Here is a 25,629-nt window from a genome sequence, read left to right as displayed (position 1 = left end):
AACAGAAAAGTGGTAAGTGTCTGGTTTTGCAGAGTTTTTTTCGTTTTTCGACGATGTGGATAGTTTCGGCACTACAATTCCCTCTGATTTGCAGGCCATTGCGCTTGCTTCGCTTCACCCAGTCTCGTGAGATTGCTAAGGTTCCCTCTGTTCATCAGACCGGAGCCGCTCCATGCTTGTTCTCAACGCCGAAGACACCCGCAACGCGCTGCAATGGCCAGCTCTTATAGATGCCATCGAAAAGATGTTTCGGGGTGGCTGTGTTATGCCGGTGCGCCACCATCACGAGGTCGAGGTTCCCGGTGAGAGCGACGCGACACTGTTGATGATGCCGGCATGGGTGCCTGGCTCCTATATGGGTGTGAAGATCCTCTCCGTCTTTCCAGACAACAGCCAGCGTTCCCTGCCCGCCATTTTCGGCACCTATCTCCTGTCGTCCGGCAAGACCGGGGAAATGCTGGCGGCGATAGAAGGCGGAGAGCTTACGGCGCGGCGCACGGCTGCGACCTCGGCACTGGCGGCGAAATATCTGGTACGCGACGATGCCACGTCCATGCTGATGGTCGGCACTGGTCGATTGTCCCTCAATCTGATTGAGGCGCATGCGACCATCCGACCGCTTGATACCATCCATATATGGGGACGCAATATCGCGTCTGCTGAGAAGGCCGCAGAAGAAGCGCGCCAGCTGGGGTTCAACGCAATAGCCTGCAGCAATCTGGAAGAAGCGGCGCGCTCGGCTGATATTGTCTCCTGCGCCACATTATCGAATGAACCGCTTATCAAAGGTGAATGGCTGAAACCCGGCGCGCATCTGGATCTGGTTGGCGCGTTCAAACCGACCATGCGTGAGAGTGATGATGCGGCGGTGCAGCGGGCGTCTGTCTTTGTCGATACATTTGCCGGTGCGCTGAAGGAAGGTGGCGATATCGTTCAGCCGCTGGAGGCGGGCATTCTTCAGCGCAGCGATATCCGCGCCGAGTTGGCGGATCTTGTTTCCGGACGCCATGCGGGACGTAGCGGTACGGACGAAATCACCCTGTTCAAATCTGTGGGTGCCGCACTGGAGGACCTTGCAGGCGCGATCCTTGCCTATGAGAGCGTGAAGTCAATTCGTGAGTAGCATGACCAATATGATAGAACAAAACCTGCCAACCCTGCCGGTGACAGAGGTGCTGGGAGAGATTGGCGCGGCTTTGACCGCCCGCGCACAGGCCGTGCTTTGCGCGCCACCCGGCGCTGGCAAGACGACGCTGGTGCCGCTTTACCTGCTCGATCAGCCTTGGCGCGGCGATGGCAAGATCATTCTGCTGGAGCCGCGCAGGCTGGCAGCACGGGCAGCCGCCAGCCGCATGGCATCCTTGCTTGGCGAAAGCGTGGGAGAAACCGTCGGTTACCGCATGCGGCTGGACAACCGCATTTCCGGCAAAACCCGGATAGAGGTGGTGACCGAGGGTGTGTTTGCCCGGATGGTTCTTGATGACCCCGAGCTTTCAGGCATCTCTGCGGTTATTTTCGATGAGTTCCACGAACGCTCCCTTGATGGCGATTTCGGCCTTGCGCTGGCTCTCGATGTGCAGGCCGGGCTTCGTGACGATCTGCGCATCCTCGTCATGTCTGCGACGCTGGATGTGGACAGGATCAGCGCTATGCTGAAAGATGCGCCTGTCATCAAGAGCCTTGGCCGCAGCTTTCCCATCGACATCCGTTATGATGACAGGCCGGGACAGGAGCGGATCGAAGACAAGGTGGCGCGGGCAATTATCGACGCTCACGGCAGCGAGACAGGGTCCATTCTCGCCTTTCTGCCGGGACAGGGCGAAATCCTGCGCACCGTCGAGCGGCTGGAAGGCCGGTTTGGGCCGGAAACGAGTGTCACACCGCTTTTCGGCAATCTTTCCCAGAAGGAACAGGATGCGGCGATCAAGCCGACGGAGCCCGGCAAGCGAAAGATCGTGCTGGCGACATCGATTGCCGAGACCTCCATCACCATCGATGGTGTGCGGGTGGTGATCGATAGCGGCTTGCAGCGCCTGCCGGTGTTTGAGCCGTCCACCGGCATGACCCGGCTTGAAACCGTGAAAGTATCCCGCGCCTCTGCCGATCAGCGGGCGGGGCGCGCGGGGCGAACCGAACCGGGCATTGCCATCCGGCTGTGGCATGGGGGCCAGACGGCCGCCTTGCCGGCCTTTACCCCGCCACAGATATTGGCGAGTGATCTCTCCGGCCTTGCGCTCGATTTGGCCCATTGGGGCGTCAGCGATCCCGCATCCCTTGCCTTTCTGGATCAGCCGCCGCAGACGGCGCTTGGTGAAGCCCGCGCCCTTCTGACCAGCCTTGGCGCGCTGGATGCCGTTGGTGCCATCACCCCTCGCGGACGAAAGATGCGTGAGCTGGCCATGCCCCCTCGCCTTTCGGCCATGGTTATTGCTGCCGGAGATATTGGACATGGCATAGAGGCGGCGATGCTGGCCGTGCTGTTGACGGAACAGGGGCTTGGCGGCAGCGATATCGATCTTGAGGAAAGGCTGCGGCGTTTCAAACATGAGAAAGGCGAACGCGCTGTTGCTGCGAAGGGTCTGGCCAAACGTATAGCGACATCTCTTGGCAATGCTGCCCGAGACGCATCCGACGAGTCTATCACATCAGGGGAGCTGTTGCTGCATGCCTATCCCGATCGCATCGCCTTCCAGCGCGGCGGGCGGGGACGTTATGTGATGGCGAATGGCCGGGGTGCCGAGTTGGCCGAGACAGAACGGCTGGCGACAGAGAAAATGCTTGTGGTGGCTGACGTGACCGGGCGGGCAGCACAGCCGCGTATTCTGGCCGCAGCCTCGATCCGCCGCGTGGATGTGGAAGAGCATCTGCCTGACGCGATCAGCCGAGAGGATCAGCTGTTTTTCGACAAGGCCAGCGGGCAGGTTCGCGCCCGCCGCGTGACCCGTATCGGCGCCATCATTCTGGAAGAGACACCGCTTGGAAAACCGACGGGTGAAAAAGCCGCGTCTGCTCTGGCAAACGGCATTCGCGAGCATGGGCTGACCATTCTCGCCTTTTCGAAAGAGGCGCAACAGTTGCGTCAGCGCCTCGGCTTTCTGCACCGCACGATTGGAGATCCGTGGCCGGATACATCCGCAGAGGCGCTTGTTGCGCGTCTGGACGAGTGGTTCGTGCCGTTTCAGCATGATGCAAAGAGCATTCAGGACGTAAAGTCCGGCGGCATCATGGATGGTCTTTTATCGCTGGTGCCACATTCGGCGCAGCGCGAAATGGGCAAATTGCTGCCGACGCATTTCGAGGCACCCACCGGGCAGAAGCACCCCATCAGCTATGATGGCGAAGAACCGACGCTGACCATTCGCGTGCAGGAGCTTTTCGGGCTGAAGCAGCACCCGGCGGTCGCGGGCGGCAAATTGCCACTGCTTCTGGAATTGACGTCACCCGCGCACAGGCCGATACAGACCACACGGGATCTCCCCGGTTTCTGGGCGGGCTCGTGGAAGGATGTGCGCGCGGACATGCGGGGACGTTACCCGCGCCACCCGTGGCCGGAAGACCCCGCTTCGGCGCAACCGACCAACCGCGTGAAGCCGCGCGGCACATAGAGATATCATTTTCGCATGTCCCACTCGCAAACGTGCTGAACGCTTTGCGAGACATGCCTGAGAGGAGAAGGGTTGATGGCAGCCCAGGCAGAAGAAAACACGCGGCTTGGCCGGGCCAGCCGCCACATTCGCCTGCAAACGATTGTCTGGCTGCGCTGGGTGGCCGTGGTGGGACAAAGCGCGACGATCCTGATCGTGGCATTCGGCTTGAATTTTCCGCTGCCTCTGCTGACCTGTGCCGTGTTGATCGGCGCACTTGCAATGGCCAATATTTTCCTGTCCGCACGCTTTCCCTCGACCTACCGGCTTGAGCCGTGGGAAGCGACGATGCTTCTGGCGTTCGACCTGCTGCAACTGACGGCGCTCATCTATATTACCGGCGGGCTTTCCAACCCCTTTGCGCCGCTGATCTGCGTGCAGGTCATCATCGCCTTTGCCTCGCAGCCCATGAAGCATTCACTGATGCTGCTGGTATTCGCGATTGTCTGCGTCACCGCCATCGCCTTCTCGCCCTTTCCGGTTCCATGGTACCCGGATGAAACATTGCCGATCCAGATCATCATCCATATCGGCATCTGGTGCTCCATCGTTGCCATGATGCTGTTTGCCGCTTTTTATGCCTATCGCGTGTCGCATGAGGCAAACCAGCTGGCCGATGCGCTGGCGGCAACGGAACTGGTGCTGGAGCGGGAAAAGCATCTTTCGCAGCTTGATGGCCTTGCCGCAGCGGCGGCCCATGAGCTGGGCACGCCGCTTGCCACCATCAGCGTCGTGGCCAAGGAGATGGAACGGGAACTGGGTAAGGATGACCGCTTTCGCGAAGACGTGGCCTTGCTGCGCAGCCAGAGCCAAAGATGCCGCGATATTCTGCGCAGGTTGACCTCGCTTTCGGCTGAGGGTGAGGAGCATCTGCGCAAGCTGCCGCTGTCTTCATTGATCGAGGAGGTGATGGCACCGCACAGAGAATTCGGCATCAAGCTTCGGCTGGTTGAGAAAAGCGGGCGCAGCGGGGAGCCGGTGGGCGCACGCAATGCCGGGATCATCTATGGCCTTGGCAATCTGCTGGAAAATGCGGTCGATTACGCAAAGGAGGCGGTGACTGTAACCGTCGAGCACGATGCACAGCAGGTCACGGTGACGGTTGAGGATGATGGACAGGGCTATGCGCCTGACATTCTGGCGCGGATCGGTGAGCCCTATGTGACGAGACGGCAGGATGTGACACGGGCGGGCGGCTTGGGCCTTGGCCTCTTCATCGCCAAGACGCTGCTGGAGCGTTCAGGCGCCACACTGACCTTTGCAAACCGTGGACCGGAAGCGGCAGGTGCGCGGGTGACCGTTGTCTGGCCCCGTGACATTATGGACGATAGCAGGGCTAAGTAACTTTGTGAGGTGTGGCTGGCGGCAAGACGGCCACAGCCCTATATAAGACGAAATGGCCGCGAGATCAGGCCGGGAGATCAGGCATGAGTGACGAGCAGCAGAACAATCAGGCAGCTGAGGCAACCGTGGACACGGCAAACCCGATAGGGCCAGACGCATCCCTTCTGATCGTGGATGATGACGGTCCGTTCCTGCGCCGCCTGGCACGCGCCATGGAAACGCGGGGCTTTACCGTCGAGACAGCCGAATCCGTCAGTGAGGGCATCGCCAAATCAAGGCTTGCGCCACCGAAATATGCTGTCGTGGATTTGCGGTTGGGCGATGGAAACGGTCTTGAGGTGATCGAGGCCATTCGCCAGCACCGGGACGACACACAGATCGTGGTTCTGACCGGTTACGGCAACATCGCCACAGCCGTGACGGCGGTAAAGCTCGGCGCGCTGGATTATCTGGCCAAACCTGCGGACGCAGATGATGTGTTCAACGCGCTGACCCAGCGCGAAGGCGACAAGGTGGACCTGCCGGAAAACCCGATGTCTGCCGACCGGGTGCGTTGGGAACATATTCAGCGCGTCTATGAAATGTGCGAACGCAATGTTTCGGAGACAGCGCGGCGGCTCAACATGCACCGGCGCACCTTGCAGCGCATATTGGCCAAGCGCGCACCGAAGTAAGGTTTAGTCGGCGTAATCTTTTCCCGTAGACCACTCAGCCATCATCAGGCGGCGGGCAGCGGTGCGGGCAAAGTCGAGCATCAGCGATTTGCGGGCGGCAGGCGGCATCTTGTGTTCCGGCGCTTCGCGAACCATGTGCGCGCCGTAGCCATCGGAAACGAACAGGCCGCAGTCTTCCGGAAAGATATCCAGCGGCACACCGCTATGGGTGGCGAAGAAGAGCCGGTCGCAATGCTGGCGATAATCAGGCCATTTGCGATCCACCTTAAAGTCCTCGATGGAGGATTTGATCTCGATGATCCATATCTCCCCCTTTACCGACAGGCTGATGAGATCTGCCCGACGCCCGCTGGAAAGCGACAATTCCGGCAGAACCGAGTGCCTCATCTCGTTCAGCAACACCTGCACGCCGCGCCGAACCAGCATCGCATTGGGCGATTGCCGTCCGTCGATTAACGGGTTGGTATTGATGATGGAAAGAATAGTCATGGATTAATCCGGGCCAGAAGCCCCTCTGATGTTGCAAAAAGGCCATCCGGCCAGAATTTCGAGCGTCATATTCTTCTGCTGCGAGGCCACGGCTTGCCAACACAAGATTAATCGAAAATAACCCCTTTATTCAATAGAGCTTCCTCCATCGCCTGATGATGGCGATATTTTCCCGCGAGATCACAATGCGCCTCCGCAATTTTTTGACTGCCCTCGGCCTGTCGTCGGCTTTTGCTCTGGGCGGTTGCGCCTCGACATCGACGTCGACGCAGACCGCAACTGCAAGCGCCCCCGCACCGGCCTATGTTGAAACGACACAGATTTTCGGCGACGAAGTCTATGGCGCAACGACCGATGCCGGTTATGCCCTGCCAGCCATTCCTATCAACCGCGTGGACAAGCGTTTCCACCGTCAGATCGTGGAATATTCGACGCAGGAAAAAGCGGGCACCGTGATCGTCAACACCCGCGAGCGTTTCCTCTATTACATCCTGCCAGGCGGCAAGGCTGTGCGTTACGGTATCGGCGTTGGCAAGCAGGGCTTTGCATGGGCTGGCGAAGCCTATGTTGCGTGGAAGCAGGAATGGCCAATGTGGCACCCGCCAAAGGAAATGGCAGAGCGCAAGCCTGAAGTCGCCCGCTATGTCGAAGGTGGCATGGGCCCAGGCCTGACCAACCCGCTCGGCGCACGCGCCATGTATCTCTTCAACGAAAAGGGCCAGGATACGCTGTTCCGCATCCACGGTTCGCCGGAATGGGCATCCATCGGCACTGCGGCTTCCTCCGGCTGCATCCGCATGATCAACCAGGACGTGATCGACCTTTACAGCCGTGTCCGTCCGGGCCGCAGCTCCAAGGTTGTCGTGATCCAGTAAGATCACCCGCAATCGAACACGAAAAAGCCGCCGGAAACATCATTTCCGGCGGCTTTTTTATTGCTTCAGTTATTATGCTGTCTGGTTGGCCTTCAGCTCCAGACGGCGGCGGTGCAGGACCGGCTCGGTGTAACCGTTAGGCTGTTCCCGACCTTTAAGGACCAGTTCAAGGGCTGCCTGGAAGGCGATCGAGCCTTCGTAATTATCGGCCATCGGACGATAGACGGCATCTCCGGCATTCTGCCCATCAACCACCTTCGCCATGCGCTTCATGGTCTCGACAATCTGCTCCTGCGAGACCACGCCGTGCCGCAGCCAGTTGGCCATGTGCTGGGCGGAGATGCGCAAGGTGGCGCGATCTTCCATCAAGCCGATATTGTTGATGTCTGGCACCTTCGAGCAACCGACGCCCTGATCGACCCAGCGCACGACATAGCCCAGAATGCCTTGAGCATTGTTATCCAGCTCCAGCTGGATTTCCTGCGCACTCCAGTTGGGACGAACCGCGACCGGAACGGAGAGGATATCCGCAAGCTTGGCGCGGTCGCGATCCTTCAAGGTTTCCTGAACTTCAGCTACATCCACACTGTGGTAATGGGTGGCGTGAAGCGTGGCGGCAGTTGGCGACGGAACCCAGGCGGTGTTGGCACCGGCTTTGGGATGGGCGATCTTCTGCTCCAGCATGGCGGCCATCAGATCAGGCATGGCCCACATGCCCTTGCCGATCTGGGCGTGGCCGGAAAGACCGCAGGCGAGGCCAATATCGACATTCCAGTTTTCGTAAGCCGCGATCCATGCCGCCTGCTTCATGTCGCCCTTGCGAATCATCGGGCCTGCTTCCATCGAGGTGTGGATTTCATCGCCGGTGCGGTCCAGGAAGCCTGTATTGATAAAGACCACGCGATCCTTGGCGGCGCGAATGCACTCCTTGAGATTAACCGTGGTGCGGCGCTCCTCATCCATGATGCCCATCTTGATGGTGTTGGGTGCCATGCCGATCAGGGTTTCGACGCGACCGAAAATCTCGGACGCAAAGGCGACCTCTTCCGGGCCGTGCATCTTCGGCTTCACCACATACATCGAGCCTGCACGGGAATTCTGGTGGCGACCACCGGGGCCGACATCGTAAAGCGCGATGAGGCCGGTCACGATGGCATCCATAATGCCTTCGGGGATTTCCTTTCCATCACGATCCAGCACGGCGGGGTTGGTCATGAGGTGGCCGACATTGCGCACCAGCATCAGCGAGCGACCCGGCACGGTCAGCGCCGAACCGTTTGGTGCGGTATAGTGGCGGTCCGGGTTGAGGCGGCGGGTGAATGTCTTGTCGCCCTTGGCCACTTCCTCGGTCAGATCGCCGCGCATCAGGCCAAGCCAGTTGCGATAGGCCACGACCTTGTCTTCCGCATCCACAGCGGCAACCGAATCCTCGCAATCCATGATCGTCGTCAGCGCCGATTCGAGGATGACATCGGAAATGCCTGCGGCATCGCTCTTGCCGATATCGGTCGAGGGGTCGATGACGATTTCGACGTGGAGACCGTTCTTGGTCAGAAGGATGGATGACAGCGCGGATGCTTCGCCATTGTAGCCTGCAAATTGTGCGGGATCGCCAAGACCGACCCATTCCGCTCCAAGGCCGATTTCCAGAACGCCGTCAGCAATCCTGAAACCGGTAATGTCGCTCCAGCTGCCGCTTGCCAGCGGGGCGGAGCGATCCAGAAAATTCCGTGCCCAGGCGATGACCTTTGCGCCACGCTTGGGGTTGTATCCCCTGCCCTTCTCGGCACCGTCGTCATCGGAAATCGCATCCGTGCCGTAAAGCGCATCATAGAGCGAACCCCAACGGGCGTTGGCTGCATTCAGTGCATAGCGTGCATTCATAACCGGCACGACGAGCTGCGGACCGGCAAGACCTGCGATCTCAGGATCGACATTTCGCGTGTTCACCTGGAAGGCAGCGCCTTCCGGCAGCAGATAGCCGATATCGCGCAGAAAGGTCTCATAGGCGGCAAGATCAACCGGCGCGCCATTTTCGCGGTACCACGCATCCAGCTTTTCCTGAAAACCATCGCGCTTTTGCAGCAGCTCACGGTTTTTCGGCGAGAGATCATCAACGATCTGCGCAAAGCCCGCAAAGAATGCTTGTCGCTCCAGACCGGTTTCCGGAAGCACCTCGTCTGTCAGGAAACGATAGAGTGTCTCGTCAAACGAAAGACCATGCTGTTCAATGCGGCTCACCGTTATATCTCCCATGTCCGTTGTCTTTAGGCTGAGAGTGGACGCTGAACGCCCGTCTCGTCAATCGCAGCCGCGTGCCGAATGATTTTTTCTTTCGGCAAATGGTTCTGATCTCCCCTGAAACTAGAGAAGACCTTCAAGTTCCGGCAGTTTCTCATTGACCAGCCAGCCGTAGTAATTTTCCTCGGGCATCAGGGGCCCCTGTCCGCTTGAAGCGCGCTCCCGGTTCTTTCGGGCCAATGACGCTGCGCGCTGCTGACTGCCGCCGAGATTATAGAGTGTTGACGTGACGCCGGGGTTCTTCGAGATATCCAGATCGGCAATCGATTTATAGTCATCGATGGACTTGCGGATGGCGGCGGCCATATAGGCCAGCGAGCGATCCGGGTCCATGATAGCGGTGTAGACCGCTGCCGCGTCGTTTTCATCCAGTTTTTCATAGCCTGATATGCGTGCGACCATGTCCGACAACATCAGCGCCGTCAGCGGGTTGATCTGGCCAAGACCGAATGTCTGGCCCGCATAGAAAGGCTGGAAGAAAACTGCGCTGAAGCGATTGTCGGGATAGCTGACGCCATCCACCTTCTTGCCGCGAAAACTGTCATCCCAGACATCTTCCCGGCAGGTCCAGAGGCTGACGGAATCACGCTTGGTATCGCACTTTGCAAATTGCGAATGCGCCAGAAACTGCGCGATGCTCTCATCCTTGTAACCAAAGCGGAAGCTGTTGCCCGCATAGGCCGCAGCCTTGACGTAATAGGATTGCAGCCGGTCATAGGCATCGACATTATAGGTGTGCTCGCCAACGATGGCGCCGACCATGTGAATGGGGTCGATGCCATAACGGCTGGCTGTGGATTTGATCTTGGAAATGAGCTGCTTGTCGGTGGACAAAAGCTCCACCACCTTCTGGTATTTGCGATCAAAGGTTGAGTTGGAGCCCTTGGTGCGCCGCGCCGAGGCGCCGGGAACGCCGGGCTGTTCGGCATTGCGATTGCCGGGCGGGACCGTTGTTGCCGCCTGCGCATAGGATTGCGAGAGCGAACCGAAAGCCACGACAGCAGCCAATGCCAGAAGAGTTTTACGCACGAGCAGACGCCTTTTTCTCGACCGGTGCGATGACCGGACCATTTCATTCCAGAGCCGTTAACGCTTTCATTAGCGAAATCCGTGGCCTGATGTCGAGAGAAGTCCAGTAAAATAAGAGTGCGGCAGGGTCTGCCGCACTCTTATGGTTTAAAGGATATAGCGCGAAAGGTCGGTATCCGCAGCGATATCGCCCACATGTTCCTTCACATAGGCCTGATCGATTTTAACCGCAGAGCCGCCTCTGTCAGGTGCGTTGAACGAAATTTCATCCAGCACCCGCTCCATCACCGTCTGCAAACGCCTCGCACCGATATTTTCCACCGAGGCATTGAGGTGAACCGCAACGTCCGCCAATGCGTCGATGGCGTCATCGGTAAATTCGAGGCTCAGCTCTTCCGTCGCCATCAGCGCGATATATTGGCGGATGAGGCTCGCTTCCGTTTCCGTGAGGATACGGCGGAAATCTTCCTTGGTCAGCGGCTTCAGTTCCACGCGGATGGGCAGGCGGCCCTGAAGTTCCGGCAGAAGGTCCGATGGTTTCGACACATGGAACGCGCCGGATGCGATGAAGAGAATATGGTCTGTCTTCACAGGCCCGTATTTCGTGGAGACCGTCGTGCCTTCCACCAGCGGCAGCAGATCGCGCTGCACGCCTTCGCGTGACACACCGGCACCCATGCCGCCATCGCGGGCAGCAATCTTGTCGATTTCATCGAGGAAGACGATGCCGTCATTTTCCACCGACTTCACCGCTTCGCGCTGGATGAGGTCATTATCCAGCAATTTGTCGGATTCGTCCTGAATGAGATCGGCATAGGATTTTTCCACCGATGTGCGCACCTTCTTGGTACGTCCACCCATGGCCTTGCCGAACATATCGGAAAGATTGAGCACGCCGATATTGGCGCCGGGCATGCCGGGAATATCGAAGCCGGGCATGCCGGAGCTTGTATCGGCAATCTCGATATCGATTTCCTTCTTGTCCAGCTCGCCATCTCGCAGCTTCTTGCGGAAACTGTCGCGGGTGGCTGGCGATGCGGTGGAACCGACAAGCGCATCCAGCACGCGTTCTTCGGCGCTCGCATGGGCTTTCGCCTGCACTTCGACCCGCTTCTTTTCACGGATCAAGCCGATGCCGATTTCCACGAGGTCACGGATGATTTGTTCGACATCGCGACCGACATAGCCGACCTCGGTGAATTTTGTGGCTTCGACCTTGATGAAGGGTGCACCGGCAAGCTTTGCCAGGCGACGGGAAATCTCGGTCTTGCCGACGCCGGTCGGCCCGATCATCAGAATGTTCTTCGGCATCACCTCATCGCGCAGGTCGTCAGCCAGCTGCTGGCGGCGCCAGCGGTTGCGCAGTGCAATGGCGACCGCGCGCTTGGCATCATTCTGGCCGATAATGTGGCGGTCGAGTTCAGAGACAATCTCGCGGGGAGAAAAAGTCGTCATCTTGTTCCTTTCGGCGTCCCATTGCGGCCAGCCGTTGCGGCCCGGCCCGTGAGACCCATGAGTTCTGGAAGGCGCAGCTTACTCTGCGTCGAGCGTTTCAATCACGAGATTATGGTTGGTGTAGACGCAGATATCGGCTGCGATATCGAGCGACTGACGCGCAACCTCTTCCGCTGACTTGTCTGAATCCATCAAGGCGCGGGCAGCGGCATAGGCGTAGTTTCCGCCAGACCCGATGGCGATTGTGCCATGTTCCGGCTCCAGCACATCGCCATTGCCGGTAATGGCCAGCGTGATCGACTTGTCGGCCACCAGCATCATGGCTTCCAGATTGCGCAAATATTTATCCGTGCGCCAGTCCTTGGCAAGCTCGACCGCTGCACGCATCAACTGCCCCTGATATTGCTCCAGCTTCTTTTCCAGCCGATCGAGCAGCGTAAACGCATCGGCCGTGGCACCAGCAAAGCCTGCAATCACATCACCGTCCTTGCCGATGCGGCGCACCTTGCGGGCATTGCCCTTCATCACCGTCTGGCCGAGGCTGACCTGACCATCACCGGCCATCACAACCTTGCCGGCTTTTCTCACCGTAATAATTGTTGTCATCAAACACCTGTTTGCCCTTGAGCGGGCGTTACACGGGATCCGTCGTCGATCCGTTTCAAAACCTATGTAAGTCCCGTTTTTGCGATTGCAAATGACGTGACCGCAGCTGACCTGTTTGCGATGCGGCAAGACAATGTAATGGCTGGATATTTACTGCCTGTGCTGATAAGGAACGCCGATATTGATACGGAGAAGCCCAATGGCAGAGCGTAGAGCCGAGATTTCCCGCAAGACGAACGAAACAAGTGTTTCCGTGCGCGTGAATATTGACGGGACAGGCACATCGAAAATTTCCACCGGCGTGGGCTTTTTCGATCATATGCTCGACCAGCTCAGCCGCCACTCCCTGATCGACATGGAGATCGACGTGACAGGCGACCTGCACATCGATGACCACCATACTGTCGAAGACACCGGCATCGCCATTGGTCAGGCTATCTCCAAGGCACTCGGCGACCGTCGCGGCATTGCCCGCTATGCCTCGCTTGATCTGGCCATGGACGAAACCATGACCAAGGCCGCCGTCGATATTTCAGGTCGTCCGTTTCTGGTCTGGAATGTTGCGTTTTCCGCGCCGAAGATCGGCACGTTCGACACGGAACTGGTGCGCGAATTCTTCCAGGCGCTGGCACAGAATGCCGGCATCACCTTGCACATTCTCAACCATTACGGCGCCAACAACCACCATATTGCCGAGACATGCTTCAAGGCGGTTGCGCGTGTGCTGCGTGTGGCAACCGAGATCGACCCACGCCAGGCAGACCGCGTTCCCTCGACAAAGGGCATGCTGGCCTGAACCGTATGAAACAGCCAGTGCGGCTCAAAGGCATGGATGCTTTTAGCCGTTGCTGTGAACGTTGTCAGGAAAGCCGATGACATCTTATTTCGTTCTGGAAGCACCCGGCGGCGCAGACCGCGATCACCGTTCCACGCGGTTCATCGCCGACCGCTTTTCATGGCTTGCACTGCTGTTTCCCTGGGCATGGTTTGCCATCCACCGTCTCTGGTGGCTGTCCATCTCCATCATCGTGCTTCAGGTGGCGGCCAGCCAGATATCAGGCCTTGAAGGCTTTGGCATCATCGGCGCGCTGTTTGCACTGACAGTGGGTTTGATAGCCGGCCTGGAAGGCCGCAATATCGTGGCACGACATCTGGTCCTGAAGGGCTGGACGCTGAAGGCCGTCATTCCTGCCCACGATCTCTCGACCGCCGAAGAAACCTATTTTTCTAACCTGCCGGAAGATGACGCAGTTCAGGTCTCCGCCATTCCGCAGCCGGAGTGGAAACGGGACCGCAGCAACGGCAATGGATTCATGAACGATCCGGCAGGCTCGTTTCAGTTCGATTTGAATGGAAGGCGCTGACATGCGTGTGGCAATTATTGATTATGGCTCCGGCAATCTGCGCTCGGCAACAAAAGCCTTCGAACGTGCGGCCCGTGAAGCCGGTATCGATGCGACCATTGACCTGACCGACAGCCCCGAGGCTGTCGCATCGGCAGACCGCATCGTGCTGCCCGGCGTCGGTGCCTACGCCGATTGTCGCGCGGGTCTGGATGCCGTGACCGGAATGCACGAGGCGCTGGTTGAGGCTGTCGAGACCAAGGGTCGCCCCTTTATCGGCATCTGCGTTGGCATGCAGCTCATGTCCTCTCGCGGTCTTGAAAAGACAACGAGCCACGGATTGAGCTGGATCGACGGCGATGTGGTGGAGATGACACCCGCAGACCCTGCCCTCAAGATTCCGCAAATCGGCTGGAACACGCTGGACCTGCACCGCCCTCACCCGCTGTTTGATGGCATCAAGACCGGCCCGGACGGGTTGCACGCCTATTTCGTGCACTCCTACCACCTTGCCGCCAAGCATGCAGACGATGTCATTGCCACCACCAATTATGGTGGCGCGATGACGGCCTTCGTCGGTCGTGACAACAAGGTCGGGGCACAATTCCACCCGGAAAAGAGCCAGACGCTCGGCCTCGCCCTCATTTCGAATTTCCTGCGCTGGAAGCCCTGACATGATCCTATTTCCTGCAATCGACCTCAAAGACGGCCAGTGCGTTCGCCTCAAGCTTGGCGACATGGACCAGGCAACCGTTTACAACGAAGACCCCGGCGCACAGGCCAAGGCCTTTGAAGACCAGGGTTTCGAGTGGCTGCATGTGGTGGATCTGAACGGCGCATTTGCCGGGCAGAGCGTCAATGGCGATGCCGTCGATGCCATTCTGAAAGCCACCAAGAACCCGGTGCAACTGGGTGGCGGCATCAGAACGCTTGACCATATAGAGGCATGGCTTTCCCGCGGTCTTGCCCGCGTCATTCTTGGCACCGTTGCCGTGCGCGATCCGGTTCTTGTCATCGAGGCCTGCAAGCGTTTTCCCGGACAGATCGCCGTCGGCATTGATGCCAAAGGTGGCAAGGTGGCCGTGGAAGGCTGGGCGGAGGCTTCGGAACTGGGCGTGATCGAACTTGCCCAGCGTTTCGAGGGTGCGGGCGTTGCCGCCATCATTTACACCGATATTGACCGGGACGGCATTCTGGCCGGTATCAACTGGGCGTCCACGCTGGAACTCGCCAATGCCGTTTCCATTCCCGTGATCGCGTCCGGCGGCCTTGCCTCCATCGAAGACATCAAGCGCATGCTGGAGCCGGACGCCGCCAAGCTGGAAGGTGCTATCTCCGGTCGTGCGCTCTATGATGGCCGCATCGATCCGGCAAACGCGCTGGCGTTGATCAAGGAGGCACGCGCATGACGCTGAAAGCCCGCATTATTCCCTGCCTCGACGTCAAAGATGGTCGCGTCGTCAAAGGCGTCAACTTCGTTGACCTCATCGATGCCGGTGATCCGGTGGAAGCGGCGAAAGCCTATGATGCCGCCGGTGCCGACGAGCTTTGCTTTCTCGATATTACCGCCTCGTCCGACAATCGCGATACGATTTTCGACGTCGTGTCCCGCACGGCGGACCATTGCTTCATGCCGGTGACGGTGGGCGGTGGCGTTCGCGCCGTGTCGGATATTCGCAAGCTTTTGCTGTGTGGAGCCGACAAGGTCTCGATCAATTCCGCTGCCGTGAAAGACCCTGACTTCGTGGCGCAGGCCGCCGATAAGTTCGGCAATCAGTGCATCGTCGTGTCCATCGATGCCAAGAAGGTGTCGAGCATTGGCGAAACGGACCGCTGGGAAATCTTCACCCATGGCGGCCGCCAGCCAACCGGTATCGACGCCGTGGAATTCGCTATCAAGATGGTGGAGCGCGGTGCGGGCGAATTGCTCATCACCTCCATGGACCGCGATGGCACCAAAAGCGGTTATGACATTGCGCTGACCCGCACCATTGCCGATCAGGTCCGCGTGCCCGTTGTCGCATCCGGCGGTGTCGGCACGCTAGACGACCTCGTTGCGGGTGTGAGAGATGGCCACGCAACGGCTGTTCTTGCCGCATCCATCTTCCATTTCGGCACCTATTCCATCGGTGAAGCCAAGGCCTATATGGCCGAGCACGGCATCGCCATGCGTCTCGATTAAGCCAAGGTAGCGAGAGATGACCGAATTTTCCCTTTCCGATCTGGAGCGCATCGTCGCTGAACGCGCCAGCGCCTCGCCCGAGCAATCCTGGACGGCCAAGCTTGTGGCGGCGGGCCAGCCCCGCGCCGCCAAGAAGCTGGGCGAAGAGGCGGTGGAAGCCGTCATCGCCGCCATTTCCAATGATCGCAAAAACCTGACGGATGAGGCCGCCGATCTGCTCTACCATCTGTTGGTGGTGCTAAAGATTGCCGATATTCCGTTGTCCGATGTGCTTGATGAGCTGGAGCGCCGCACCGGCCAATCCGGCTTGCAGGAAAAGGAATCGAGACCAAACACATGACGACCGTGGCACGCATGGGAGGACAAGGCATGCCAAACACGCTCGATCATTTCCGCCCCGACGAATATTCACCCTATAATTTCTTCAGCTCGGAAGAGTGGTCGAAATTTCGCGCCGACACGCCGATGACGCTTTCAGCCGACGAGCTGAAGCGGCTGCGCTCGCTGAACGACCCTATCGATATGGATGAGGTCAAGCGCATCTACCTGTCGCTATCGCGCCTTCTCTCCACCCATGTCGAGGCATCGCAGGTGCTGTTTGACCAGCGCAATCGGTTTCTCAACATGGAAGGTGTCAACAAGACGCCTTTCGTCATCGGCATTGCCGGATCGGTCGCGGTCGGTAAATCGACGACGGCGCGTATTCTGAAAGAACTTCTGGCGCGCTGGCCTTCCAGCCCGAAAGTCGATCTGATCACGACGGACGGTTTTCTCTACCCCAACGAGGTATTGCGGCGGGAAAAGCTGATGGAGCGCAAGGGTTTCCCTGAAAGCTACGATATCGGCTCGCTCCTGCGGTTCCTGTCGGCCATCAAGGCCGGGCAGCCGGATGTGCAGGCACCAAGCTATTCTCACCTGATCTATGATGTCCTGCCCAACGAGTTCACCACCATCGACCGGCCCGATATTCTCATTTTCGAGGGAATCAACGTCCTGCAATCGCGGGACTTGCCTGAGGGCGGGCGGATCGTGCCGATCGTTTCGGATTTCTTCGACTTCTCGATCTATATCGATGCTGACGAAGACCTGATCCACCAGTGGTATGTGAACCGCTTCATGAACCTGCGCCAGACGGCGTTTCGCGATCCATCATCCTACTTCAACCGCTATGCCTCGATTTCAGAGGAAGCCGCGCTGGCAATCGCTGAAGGTCTCTGGGAAAACATCAACCTGAAAAACCTACGCCGCAATATCGTTCCGACGCGCCCGCGCGCCGATCTGATTCTGCGCAAAGGAAAGAATCACCTGATCGACACGGTGGCGCTGCGCAAGCTCTAGCCCTAGCTGGAGGTGCTCTGTCCGCTAATCATTGTCGGGTCTGCCGCGCATCTTCTTGACGTCCGATCGCCCGGACTTGGCCTTCAGGCGGCGTTCCACCGAACCCTTGGTGGGCTTTGTGGCCCGCCGTACCGGCGGCGGTGGCTCTGCGGCTTTCAGAACCAGTTCCTTCAACCGTTCGCGGGCATCTTCGCGGTTGCGCTCCTGCGTGCGAAAACGGTTGGCCTCGATCATCAGGACGCCATCCTTGGAGACCCGCCTGCCGCCCAGATGAAGTAGGTTGGTCTTGACGCGATCCGAGAGCGACGGGGAATTGGCGACATCATAGAACAGCTGAACGGCGGTCGAGACCTTGTTGACGTTCTGCCCGCCCGGCCCGCCAGCCAGCACGAATTGCTCCGTCAGTTCCCATCCGGCAATCGTTATTCTGTTGCTGATAAATAATGCGGCGCTGGCCATATTCGTTCTCCGGCGGCGGTGATGCCACAGATCGACGCGAATGAAAACTATTCACAAGCCGCCGACCCCGCATTTGACGTCATCCTAGGGCTTGTCCCTAGGATCTAACGAACCCCAACGTCAAACGTGGTTAGATCCTAGGGACAAGCCCTAGGATGACGTTTGGCGAGTGTGGAAACGCGTCCCCACCACGAAAAAACCCGGCGCGAGGCCGGGTTTCACGTGAATCCATTTGTAGATGATTACTCGGCAGCGGCGCGAAGGCCGGGGGCTGCGTCACGAACCTTGCCATCGACATGGTCTTCGAACTTGGTGAAGTTCGTGACGAACATGGATACCAGCTTCTTGGCCTGTCCGTCGTAAGCGGCACCGTCTGCCCATGTGGAGCGCGGGTCGAGAATGCCGCTATCGATGCCTTCAAGGGCCGTCGGTACCGCGAAGCCGAAGTTCGCGTCGGTGCGGAACTGCGCGTTTTTCAGCTCGCCGGTCAGGGCTGCGCTGAGAAGTGCGCGGGTTGCCTTGATGGGCATACGCTTGCCAACGCCATAGGCACCACCGGTCCAGCCGGTGTTGACCAGCCAGCAATCCACGCCGTGCTTGCCGATCAGATCGCGCAGCAGGTTGCCGTATTCTGCCGGGTGGCGCGGCATGAAGGGGGCGCCAAAGCAGGTGGAGAAGGTGGCTTCCGGCTCGGTCACGCCCTTTTCCGTGCCGGCAACCTTTGCGGTGTAGCCGGAGAGGAAGTGGTACATGGCCTGTTCCGGCGTCAACCGGGCAATAGGCGGCAGCACGCCGAAGGCATCTGCCGTCAGCATGATGATGGTCTTGGGGTGACCGGCAAGACCCGTTTCCGACGCATTCGGAATGAAGTGCAGCGGATAGGCACTGCGGGTGTTTTCCGTCAGCGAGGTATCGTTGAAATCCGGAACGCGGTTCTCATCGAGAACCACGTTTTCCAGCACGGTGCCGAAGCGGCGCGTTGCGGCATAGATTTCAGGCTCGGCTTCTGCCGAAAGCTTGATGGCCTTGGCATAGCAACCACCTTCGAAGTTGAAGATGCCGTCTTCGCCCCAGCCGTGCTCGTCATCGCCAATGAGTGTGCGCGACGGATCGGCAGAGAGCGTGGTCTTGCCGGTGCCGGACAGACCGAAGAACACAGCCGCATCCCCATCAGGACCAACATTGGCCGAGCAGTGCATGGGCATGACGCCCTTGGCAGGCAGAAGGTAGTTGAGAACCGTGAAAACGGACTTCTTGTTTTCACCGGCGTAAGAGGTGCCGCCGATCAGAACGATGCCCTTCGTCAGGTCGCAGGCGATAACGGTTTCGGTGCGCACACCATGGCGCTCAGGATCAGCCTTGAAGCTTGGCAGGTTGATGATCGTCAGCTTCTGCTTGAAAGACGACAGCGTCTCACGCGCCGGGCGGATCAACAGGTTGCGAATGAACAGGCCGTGCCAGGCGAACTCGGTCACGACGCGGGTCGCAAGTGCGTTGTCTTCGTCTGCGCCACCGATCAGGTCCTGCACATAAAGGGTCTTGCCAGCGGCATGGGCCAGCATGTCCTTATGGAGGATTTCGAAATGCTCAGGCGAGAGAGGCTTGTTGTTATCCCACCAGATATTGTCTTCCGTGGAGGCATCGCGAACGACGAATTTGTCCTTGGGCGAACGGCCCGTGTGCTGGCCGGTAACCGCGCGCAACGCGCCGTCAGCTGTTATATCCGCTTCGCCATTGCGGATGGCATGCTCATACAATTCGCTCTCGATGAGGTTGTAATGCACGGTTGCGGCAGCGGACAGGCCAAGCGCCGACACGCCATTCTCAGGATTATATACTCCAAGTTCCTTCACGGGCGCATTCCTTCTTCAAAAGACGAGAGCGTTAAAACGTGCTTGGAAATTAATCCGCTCAATTTAAAAAGACAAGGCGTGAATTTAAATAATTGAATAAATTCAATATATTAATCGATTTAAAAGATTTTATTTCAGTTTAAATCGGTTTAGCTCGAAGGCCGAACCGTCAAATTTCCGATTGACGAAAATTACTGCTCACAATTCGGTAAAGGAACGGCCGATTTTCTTTGCCACAATTTGTTCCACCTTTATACTCATGAGAAATGCTCGCGGCGCACAACCTTGGCTGGGATGGGATGTCGGGAGTTAAAAATATTATGACGATGGAGACCAATTTTATGCAGACAATTGCGCTTGTGGACGATGACCGGAATATTCTGACATCCGTTTCGATTGCACTCGAAGCAGAAGGGTACAAGGTCGAAACCTACACCGATGGCGCGTCCGCTCTGGATGGATTGATTGCCCGCCCACCGCAGCTCGCGATCTTCGACATCAAGATGCCGCGCATGGATGGCATGGAGCTTCTTCGACGCCTGCGTCAGAAGTCTGACCTGCCGGTCATCTTCCTCACCTCCAAGGATGAGGAAATCGACGAGTTGTTCGGCCTGAAAATGGGCGCGGATGATTTCATCACCAAGCCCTTCTCCCAGCGCCTTCTGGTCGAGCGCGTCAAGGCGATCCTTCGCCGTGCCAGCAGCCGCGATGCAGCCGTTCCCGGTGCCAGCCCGCTGAAGCCGACAGCAGACCAGCAGGCCCGCACATTGGAGCGCGGCCAGCTGGCCATGGACCAGGAACGCCACACCTGCACATGGAAGGGCGAGCCTGTGACGCTGACGGTCACCGAATTCCTCATCCTGCACTCGCTGGCCCAGCGCCCCGGCGTTGTCAAAAGCCGCGATGCGCTGATGGATGCGGCCTATGACGAGCAGGTCTATGTGGATGACCGCACCATCGACAGCCATATCAAGCGCCTGCGCAAGAAGTTCAAACTCGTCGATAACGACTTCGACATGATTGAAACGCTCTACGGCGTAGGATATCGCTTCCGCGAAGCAGCCTGAGACAGGCAAAGACGATATGACGCCGCAACACACGGCGCTGAGGGACGACGTTGCTGAACAAGATGCAGGACAACGTATCGGATCAAGCCGATGCCGAAGACCGTGAGAGCGGTCGGCGGCATCGTATTCATCCGCTGACGATTGTCCGGCGCATTTTCGGCAATGCAGTATTTTCCAGCCTCACGCGGCGCATCCTGTTTTTCAACGTGGCTGCCACCGTCGTGCTTGTGGGGGGCATCCTCTACCTCAACCAGTTCCGCGAGGGGCTGATCGATGCGCGCGTGGAAAGCCTGCTGACGCAGGGTGAAATCATCGCAGGCGCGATTTCGGCATCCGCCTCGGTCGATACCAATTCCATCACCATCAATCCCGAAAAGCTTTTGGAATTGCAGGCGGGCCAGAGCATCACGCCGGTGCCCAATGATGAAGACCTATCCTTTCCGATCAATCCCGAGCGCGTCGCGCCGGTGTTGCGCCGCCTGATCTCGCCCACCAGAACGCGCGCGCGCCTGTTCGATGCGGATGCGAATATTTTGCTGGATTCGCGCCACCTTTATTCGCGTGGTCAGGTGCTGCGCTATGATCTGCCGCAGATCACGCCTGAAACGCAGACCTGGGGCGATTGGGTGGCCAGCGTCTTCAATCGCATGCTGCAACCCAGCAGCCTGCCGCTTTACAAGGAAACGCCGGGTGGCGACGGCTCGATCTACCCGGAAGTGATGAATGCCCTGACCGGCGTTCGCGGTGCTGTCGTGCGTGTGACGGAAAAAGGTGAGTTGATCGTTTCCGTGGCTGTCCCGGTGCAGCGTTTCCGTGCGGTGCTCGGCGTTCTGCTGCTATCGACACAGGCCGGAGATATCGACAAGATCGTGCATGCCGAACGGCTTGCCATCATGCGCGTGTTCGGCATTGCGACGCTGGTCAACATCGTCCTGTCGCTGCTCTTGTCTTCCACCATCGCCACTCCGCTGCGCCGTCTCTCGGCTGCGGCCATTCGCGTGCGACGCGGCGCCAAGGCGCGTGAGGAAATCCCTGATTTCTCGGCGCGTCAGGACGAAATCGGCAACCTTTCCATCGCGCTGCGTGAAATGACCAATGCGCTTTATGACCGCATCGACGCGATTGAAAGTTTCGCAGCCGATGTGAGCCATGAGCTGAAGAACCCGCTGACCTCGCTGCGTAGCGCGGTTGAGACCCTGCCCCGCGCCAAGACGGAAGAATCCAAGCAGCGCCTGACCGAGATCATCTTCCATGATGTGCGCCGCCTGGACCGGTTGATCAGCGATATTTCCGATGCCTCGCGGCTGGATGCGGAGCTTGCCCGCGTTGATGCCTCGCCTGTCGATCTGGAAGTCGTGCTGGGCAACCTGGTCGAGATTTCGCGCCAGATCAGTGCGAAGAAGAAAAGCGTCACCATCGATTTCGTGGTGGATCGCAAGCCGGGTGCCAAGGTCAGCTATGTCGTTAACGGCCATGATCTGCGCATCGGTCAGATCATCACGAACCTCATTGAGAATGCACGTTCCTTCGTGTCGCAGGATGGCGGGCGGATCGTCGTGCATCTCGTACGCCAGAAAGACCGCTGCATCGTGCGCGTTGAGGACAATGGTCCCGGCATTCAGGCGGAAGATATCGACCGCATCTTCGAACGTTTCTACACCGACCGCCCTGCCAGCGAAGGCTTTGGCCAGAATTCCGGTCTTGGGCTTTCCATCAGCCGCCAGATTGCCGAGGCCCATGGCGGCACGCTGAAAGCGGACAATATTCTCGACAAATACGGCGTCATATCAGGCGCGCGTTTCAGCCTGTCGCTTCCCGCCGCCCATCATGAGCGCTGAGCGTTTCAATCTCCACGCAACGGCCATCGTCATCGGCCAGACCGGCCTGCTGTTTGTCGGACCATCCGGCAGCGGAAAAAGCGAAATGGCCTTCAGCTTCATGACTGAAGCCGAGCGCTGCGGACTGGATGCCTCTCTCGTTGGCGATGATCAGGTCTTCATCACAGGCCATGACGGGGGGGTTATGGCCGAGCGGCCGGAGGCAATCGCAGGACTTCTGGAGCTGCGCGGCAGCGGCATCATATCGGTCAAAAGCGTGGCATCAGCCTCGATGCATTACGCAATCACCTCGGTTCCATCGCCGGTCAGCCCCCGGCTCCCGCCCGAGGATGAACGGCTTGATCTCGGGGCGAGCCTGTCTCTGCCGCTTCTGCGGATACCGCGCGAGAGCATCATGCCCTATGGAAAATTTGCTGCACTTGCTCAGAATCTTTTCGTTACCAAGGGAATGTGAACACAAAACCAGCAATTTGGGGCTTGCGCTTCGTCTTTTCCTCATCAAGATGTGGCCCCACCGATAGACATGATTGCGGCATTGCGATAGTGCGCAATCAGAATACGTGTGCAAGGGAGCGTTTCATGATCGGACTGGTGCTTGTCACTCATGGCAAGCTGGCTGAGGAGTTTCGCCACGCTGTAGAGCATGTGGTCGGCCCTCAGAAATTGATCGAGACAGTGTGTATCGGTCCCGAAGATGACATGGACCAGCGCCGTCAGGATATTATCGACGCCGTAACGCGTGCCAATGACGGCAATGGCGTCATCATCCTCACCGATATGTTTGGCGGAACGCCATCCAATCTTGCGATCTCCGTGATGAACAGCGGCAATGTCGAGGTTATCGCCGGCGTCAATCTTCCCATGCTCATCAAACTGGCGAGTATTCGCGTCGAAGATAACATGGAGAAGGCCTTGCAGGAGGCCTCCGATGCTGGCAGAAAATACATCAACGTTGCCAGCCGCGTCCTCAGCGGCAAATAAGAAGAAGATTACCGGATGTCGTCTCTCTCGCGGGAATTGCTGATCGTCAACAAACGTGGCCTTCACGCCCGCGCCTCCGCAAAGTTCGTGCAGATGGTCGATAGCTTCGATGCTGACATCAAGGTATCCAAGGACGGCATGACCGTTGGCGGCACATCCATCATGGGTTTGATGATGCTGGCTGCAAGCCCCGGCTGCACCGTGCTGGTTGAAGCCAGTGGTAACCAGGCACAGGAAGCGCTCACTGCACTCGAAAATCTTGTCGCGGATCGCTTCGGCGAAGAAGTTTGATAACCACGTCATATAAAGACATAAAGACTTCTTTATATCGTTATTGCCAGAAACGTCTCAGCCTGTTAAACCGCAATCTGGATTTTCAGGCAGCGGCTGGCCCCTGCCATCTTTGAAGCAGGAGACACATATGAGTGCCGACCAAGATTATATCGTCGCCGACATTACCCTTGCCGATTACGGTCGCAAGGAACTGGACATTGCCGAAACCGAAATGCCGGGCCTGATGTCCTGCCGCGAAGAGTTTGGTACATCCAAGCCGCTGAAGGGCGCGCGGATTTCCGGCTCGCTGCACATGACCATCCAGACAGCGGTTCTCATCGAGACACTGAAGGAACTAGGCGCAGACATTCGCTGGGCATCCTGCAACATTTTCTCCACACAGGACCACGCTGCAGCAGCTATCGCTGCCAGCGGTATTCCGGTTTTCGCCGTCAAGGGTGAAAGCCTGACGCAGTACTGGGAATACACGGACAAGATCTTCCAGTGGGCCGATGGCGGCGTTTCCAACATGATCCTGGATGATGGCGGCGATGCCACCATGTACATCCTGCTCGGCGCACGCGCAGAAGCTGGCGAAGACGTTCTCTCCAAGCCAGAATCCGAGGAAGAAGAAATCCTCATCGCCCAGATCAAGAAGCGCCTTGCTGCTTCTCCGGGCTGGTTCACCAAGCAGCGCGATGCCATCAAGGGCGTAACCGAAGAAACCACCACAGGCGTTCACCGCCTTTATGAACTTGCCAAGAAGGGCCTTCTCCCCTTCCCTGCCATCAACGTCAATGACAGCGTAACCAAGTCGAAGTTCGACAACAAGTACGGCTGCAAGGAATCGCTGGTTGACGGTATCCGCCGCGCAACAGACGTGATGATGGCCGGCAAGGTTGCCGTCGTCTGCGGTTATGGCGATGTGGGCAAGGGTTCTGCTGCTTCGCTTCAGGGCGCTGGCGCACGCGTCAAGGTCACCGAAGTTGACCCGATCTGCGCACTTCAGGCAGCCATGGACGGTTTTGAAGTCGTTCTGCTCGAAGACGTTGTTTCCTCGGCTGATATCTTCATCACCACGACAGGCAACAAGGACGTTATCCGCATCGAGCATATGCGCGAAATGAAAGATATGGCCATCGTCGGCAATATCGGTCACTTCGACAACGAAATTCAGGTTGTTGCGCTCAAGAACCTAAAGTGGACCAATATCAAGCCACAGGTCGACATGATCGAGTTCGCCAAGGGCAACCGCATGATCCTTCTCTCGGAAGGTCGTCTGCTCAACCTCGGTAACGCAACCGGTCACCCATCCTTCGTCATGTCCGCCTCGTTCACCAACCAGGTTCTTGGCCAGATCGAGCTCTTCACCAAGCAGGGCGAGTACAAGAACGACGTCTACGTGCTGCCAAAGCACCTCGACGAGAAGGTTGCGCGCCTGCATCTCGCCAAGCTGGGCGTGAAGCTGACAGAACTTTCTGACGTTCAGGCAGATTATATCGGCGTGTCCAAGACCGGCCCGTTCAAGGCTGAACACTACAGATATTGATTTTATAGTTAATATCCACAATTAACGCACTAGATATGGATATGGCGGGCTTGACAAAGCCCGCCATATCTTTTTGGCGCCACCCTTCACGGAGGTTTCCGAAGACGGTAATGTCTTATCTCTTGATTCGTGCGCGGGCATAGCGCGCGGAAATGGGATGTCTTGTCGAGAATGCGGCACATAGGACGGAGACAGACCGGGGATGACGGTAAAAATTTCAGTCTCGCGAAAGCGGGAACACAATGATGTTGAGCCAGACAATGGCGACGCACCTGCGCCCAGACGCTGGCTGGCTTCTCTGAGCGGAGCGGCAACGCGCGTCCGCGGCA

The 25,629-nt window shown here is 58.2% G+C and carries 25 protein-coding genes; 18 read left to right on the top strand and 7 right to left on the bottom strand.

What is annotated here, in order from left to right; genetic code table 11:
* The first annotated feature begins 172 nt into the window (after nt 1-172).
* The 4 genes from RQI55_RS15625 to RQI55_RS15610 all read left to right on the top strand — a co-directional run bounded on the left by RQI55_RS15625 (nt 173) and on the right by RQI55_RS15610 (nt 5,662).
* On the top strand, nt 173-1,123 hold the full coding sequence (locus RQI55_RS15625) for an ornithine cyclodeaminase family protein (protein WP_243258184.1): 951 nt from the start codon (nt 173-175) through the stop codon (nt 1,121-1,123).
* 10 nt (nt 1,124-1,133) lie between these two features.
* A complete protein-coding gene (gene hrpB, locus RQI55_RS15620; RefSeq protein ID WP_409233741.1) occupies nt 1,134-3,605 on the top strand; it encodes an ATP-dependent helicase HrpB in 2,472 nt (823 codons plus the stop codon).
* A 75-nt stretch (nt 3,606-3,680) separates the two neighbouring features.
* A complete protein-coding gene (locus tag RQI55_RS15615; RefSeq protein WP_243258182.1) occupies nt 3,681-4,988 on the top strand; it encodes an ActS/PrrB/RegB family redox-sensitive histidine kinase in 1,308 nt (435 codons plus the stop codon).
* An 83-nt stretch (nt 4,989-5,071) separates the two neighbouring features.
* The gene (locus tag RQI55_RS15610; RefSeq protein ID WP_243258181.1) at nt 5,072-5,662 is read left to right on the top strand and encodes an ActR/PrrA/RegA family redox response regulator transcription factor; all 591 of its coding nucleotides are present in this window, start codon (nt 5,072-5,074) and stop codon (nt 5,660-5,662) included.
* 3 nt (nt 5,663-5,665) lie between these two features.
* Here the strand turns inward: RQI55_RS15610 and RQI55_RS15605 are convergent, their stop codons facing one another.
* Nucleotides 5,666-6,151, bottom strand: coding sequence for an MmcB family DNA repair protein (locus RQI55_RS15605; protein WP_042619227.1), 486 nt, complete (start codon nt 6,149-6,151; stop codon nt 5,666-5,668).
* A 185-nt stretch (nt 6,152-6,336) separates the two neighbouring features.
* On the opposite strand from RQI55_RS15605, the gene RQI55_RS15600 reads away from it, so the two are divergent.
* Entirely contained in the window at nt 6,337-7,026 is a 690-nt protein-coding gene (locus RQI55_RS15600) for a L,D-transpeptidase (RefSeq protein ID WP_042619237.1), read from the top strand.
* A 72-nt stretch (nt 7,027-7,098) separates the two neighbouring features.
* On the opposite strand, the gene RQI55_RS15595 is transcribed toward RQI55_RS15600, so the two are convergent.
* From RQI55_RS15595 to hslV, 4 genes are all read right to left on the bottom strand, one after another.
* On the bottom strand, nt 7,099-9,267 hold the full coding sequence (locus RQI55_RS15595) for a malate synthase G (RefSeq protein WP_243258180.1): 2,169 nt from the start codon (nt 9,265-9,267) through the stop codon (nt 7,099-7,101).
* A gap of 123 nt (nt 9,268-9,390) precedes the next feature.
* Nucleotides 9,391-10,356, bottom strand: a complete 966-nt coding sequence (locus RQI55_RS15590) for a DUF1402 family protein (RefSeq protein ID WP_243258179.1) — start codon at nt 10,354-10,356, stop codon at nt 9,391-9,393.
* A gap of 147 nt (nt 10,357-10,503) precedes the next feature.
* Nucleotides 10,504-11,811 (bottom strand): ATP-dependent protease ATPase subunit HslU, encoded by a 1,308-nt coding sequence (hslU, locus tag RQI55_RS15585; protein ID WP_192065055.1) that lies wholly within the window; start codon nt 11,809-11,811, stop codon nt 10,504-10,506.
* 78 nt (nt 11,812-11,889) lie between these two features.
* Nucleotides 11,890-12,417 carry an ATP-dependent protease subunit HslV gene (gene hslV, locus RQI55_RS15580; protein WP_042619225.1) on the bottom strand — a complete coding sequence of 176 codons (528 nt, stop codon included), beginning with the start codon at nt 12,415-12,417 and terminating at the stop codon, nt 11,890-11,892.
* 199 nt (nt 12,418-12,616) lie between these two features.
* Here hslV and hisB point away from each other — a divergent pair, with 199 nt between their 5' ends.
* The 7 genes from hisB (at nt 12,617) to coaA (ending at nt 17,280) form a co-directional block, all read left to right on the top strand.
* On the top strand, nt 12,617-13,213 hold the full coding sequence (gene hisB, locus RQI55_RS15575; RefSeq protein ID WP_042619224.1) for an imidazoleglycerol-phosphate dehydratase HisB: 597 nt from the start codon (nt 12,617-12,619) through the stop codon (nt 13,211-13,213).
* A gap of 76 nt (nt 13,214-13,289) precedes the next feature.
* Entirely contained in the window at nt 13,290-13,781 is a 492-nt protein-coding gene (locus RQI55_RS15570) for a DUF2628 domain-containing protein (protein WP_243258178.1), read from the top strand.
* 1 nt (nt 13,782) lies between these two features.
* The gene (gene hisH, locus RQI55_RS15565) at nt 13,783-14,433 is read left to right on the top strand and encodes an imidazole glycerol phosphate synthase subunit HisH (RefSeq protein WP_243258177.1); all 651 of its coding nucleotides are present in this window, start codon (nt 13,783-13,785) and stop codon (nt 14,431-14,433) included.
* Nucleotide 14,434: 1 nt separating this feature from the next.
* Nucleotides 14,435-15,169 (top strand): 1-(5-phosphoribosyl)-5-[(5-phosphoribosylamino)methylideneamino]imidazole-4-carboxamide isomerase, encoded by a 735-nt coding sequence (hisA, locus tag RQI55_RS15560; protein ID WP_192065065.1) that lies wholly within the window; start codon nt 14,435-14,437, stop codon nt 15,167-15,169.
* On the top strand, nt 15,166-15,942 hold the full coding sequence (gene hisF, locus RQI55_RS15555) for an imidazole glycerol phosphate synthase subunit HisF (RefSeq protein ID WP_042619221.1): 777 nt from the start codon (nt 15,166-15,168) through the stop codon (nt 15,940-15,942). The genes hisA and hisF overlap by 4 nt, the downstream gene beginning before the upstream one ends.
* Nucleotides 15,943-15,958: 16 nt before the next feature.
* Nucleotides 15,959-16,282 carry a phosphoribosyl-ATP diphosphatase gene (locus RQI55_RS15550; protein ID WP_042619220.1) on the top strand — a complete coding sequence of 108 codons (324 nt, stop codon included), beginning with the start codon at nt 15,959-15,961 and terminating at the stop codon, nt 16,280-16,282.
* A gap of 14 nt (nt 16,283-16,296) precedes the next feature.
* The gene (gene coaA / locus RQI55_RS15545) at nt 16,297-17,280 is read left to right on the top strand and encodes a type I pantothenate kinase (RefSeq protein ID WP_192065479.1); all 984 of its coding nucleotides are present in this window, start codon (nt 16,297-16,299) and stop codon (nt 17,278-17,280) included.
* Nucleotides 17,281-17,304: 24 nt separating this feature from the next.
* On the opposite strand, the gene arfB is transcribed toward coaA, so the two are convergent.
* Both arfB and RQI55_RS15535 read right to left on the bottom strand, forming a co-directional pair.
* Complete coding sequence (gene arfB / locus RQI55_RS15540) at nt 17,305-17,739, bottom strand: alternative ribosome rescue aminoacyl-tRNA hydrolase ArfB (RefSeq protein ID WP_042619218.1); 435 nt, start codon at nt 17,737-17,739, stop codon at nt 17,305-17,307.
* 242 nt (nt 17,740-17,981) lie between these two features.
* On the bottom strand, nt 17,982-19,592 hold the full coding sequence (locus RQI55_RS15535; protein WP_243258176.1) for a phosphoenolpyruvate carboxykinase: 1,611 nt from the start codon (nt 19,590-19,592) through the stop codon (nt 17,982-17,984).
* Between the two features lie 341 nt (nt 19,593-19,933).
* On the opposite strand from RQI55_RS15535, the gene chvI reads away from it, so the two are divergent.
* The 6 genes from chvI (at nt 19,934) to ahcY (ending at nt 25,300) form a co-directional block, all read left to right on the top strand.
* Nucleotides 19,934-20,659, top strand: a complete 726-nt coding sequence (chvI, locus tag RQI55_RS15530) for a two-component system response regulator ChvI (RefSeq protein ID WP_108722659.1) — start codon at nt 19,934-19,936, stop codon at nt 20,657-20,659.
* 62 nt (nt 20,660-20,721) lie between these two features.
* A complete protein-coding gene (locus tag RQI55_RS15525) occupies nt 20,722-22,497 on the top strand; it encodes a sensor histidine kinase (RefSeq protein ID WP_192065480.1) in 1,776 nt (591 codons plus the stop codon).
* Entirely contained in the window at nt 22,487-22,951 is a 465-nt protein-coding gene (locus RQI55_RS15520; protein WP_243258175.1) for an HPr kinase/phosphorylase, read from the top strand. The genes RQI55_RS15525 and RQI55_RS15520 overlap by 11 nt, the downstream gene beginning before the upstream one ends.
* A gap of 125 nt (nt 22,952-23,076) precedes the next feature.
* The gene (locus tag RQI55_RS15515; RefSeq protein WP_042619214.1) at nt 23,077-23,478 is read left to right on the top strand and encodes a PTS sugar transporter subunit IIA; all 402 of its coding nucleotides are present in this window, start codon (nt 23,077-23,079) and stop codon (nt 23,476-23,478) included.
* A 15-nt stretch (nt 23,479-23,493) separates the two neighbouring features.
* Nucleotides 23,494-23,769, top strand: coding sequence for an HPr family phosphocarrier protein (locus RQI55_RS15510; RefSeq protein ID WP_042619213.1), 276 nt, complete (start codon nt 23,494-23,496; stop codon nt 23,767-23,769).
* 130 nt (nt 23,770-23,899) lie between these two features.
* Nucleotides 23,900-25,300 (top strand): adenosylhomocysteinase, encoded by a 1,401-nt coding sequence (gene ahcY, locus RQI55_RS15505; RefSeq protein ID WP_192065077.1) that lies wholly within the window; start codon nt 23,900-23,902, stop codon nt 25,298-25,300.
* The last annotated feature ends 329 nt before the right edge of the window (nt 25,301-25,629 follow it).

The sequence above is a fragment of the Rhizobium sp. WCS2018Hpa-16 genome (assembly GCF_031843705.1).
Taxonomy (GTDB): Bacteria; Pseudomonadota; Alphaproteobacteria; order Rhizobiales; family Rhizobiaceae; genus Agrobacterium; species Agrobacterium tumefaciens_C.
Note: the sequence above shows the minus strand (reverse complement) of the source record. Positions and strands in the feature narration are given on the sequence as shown.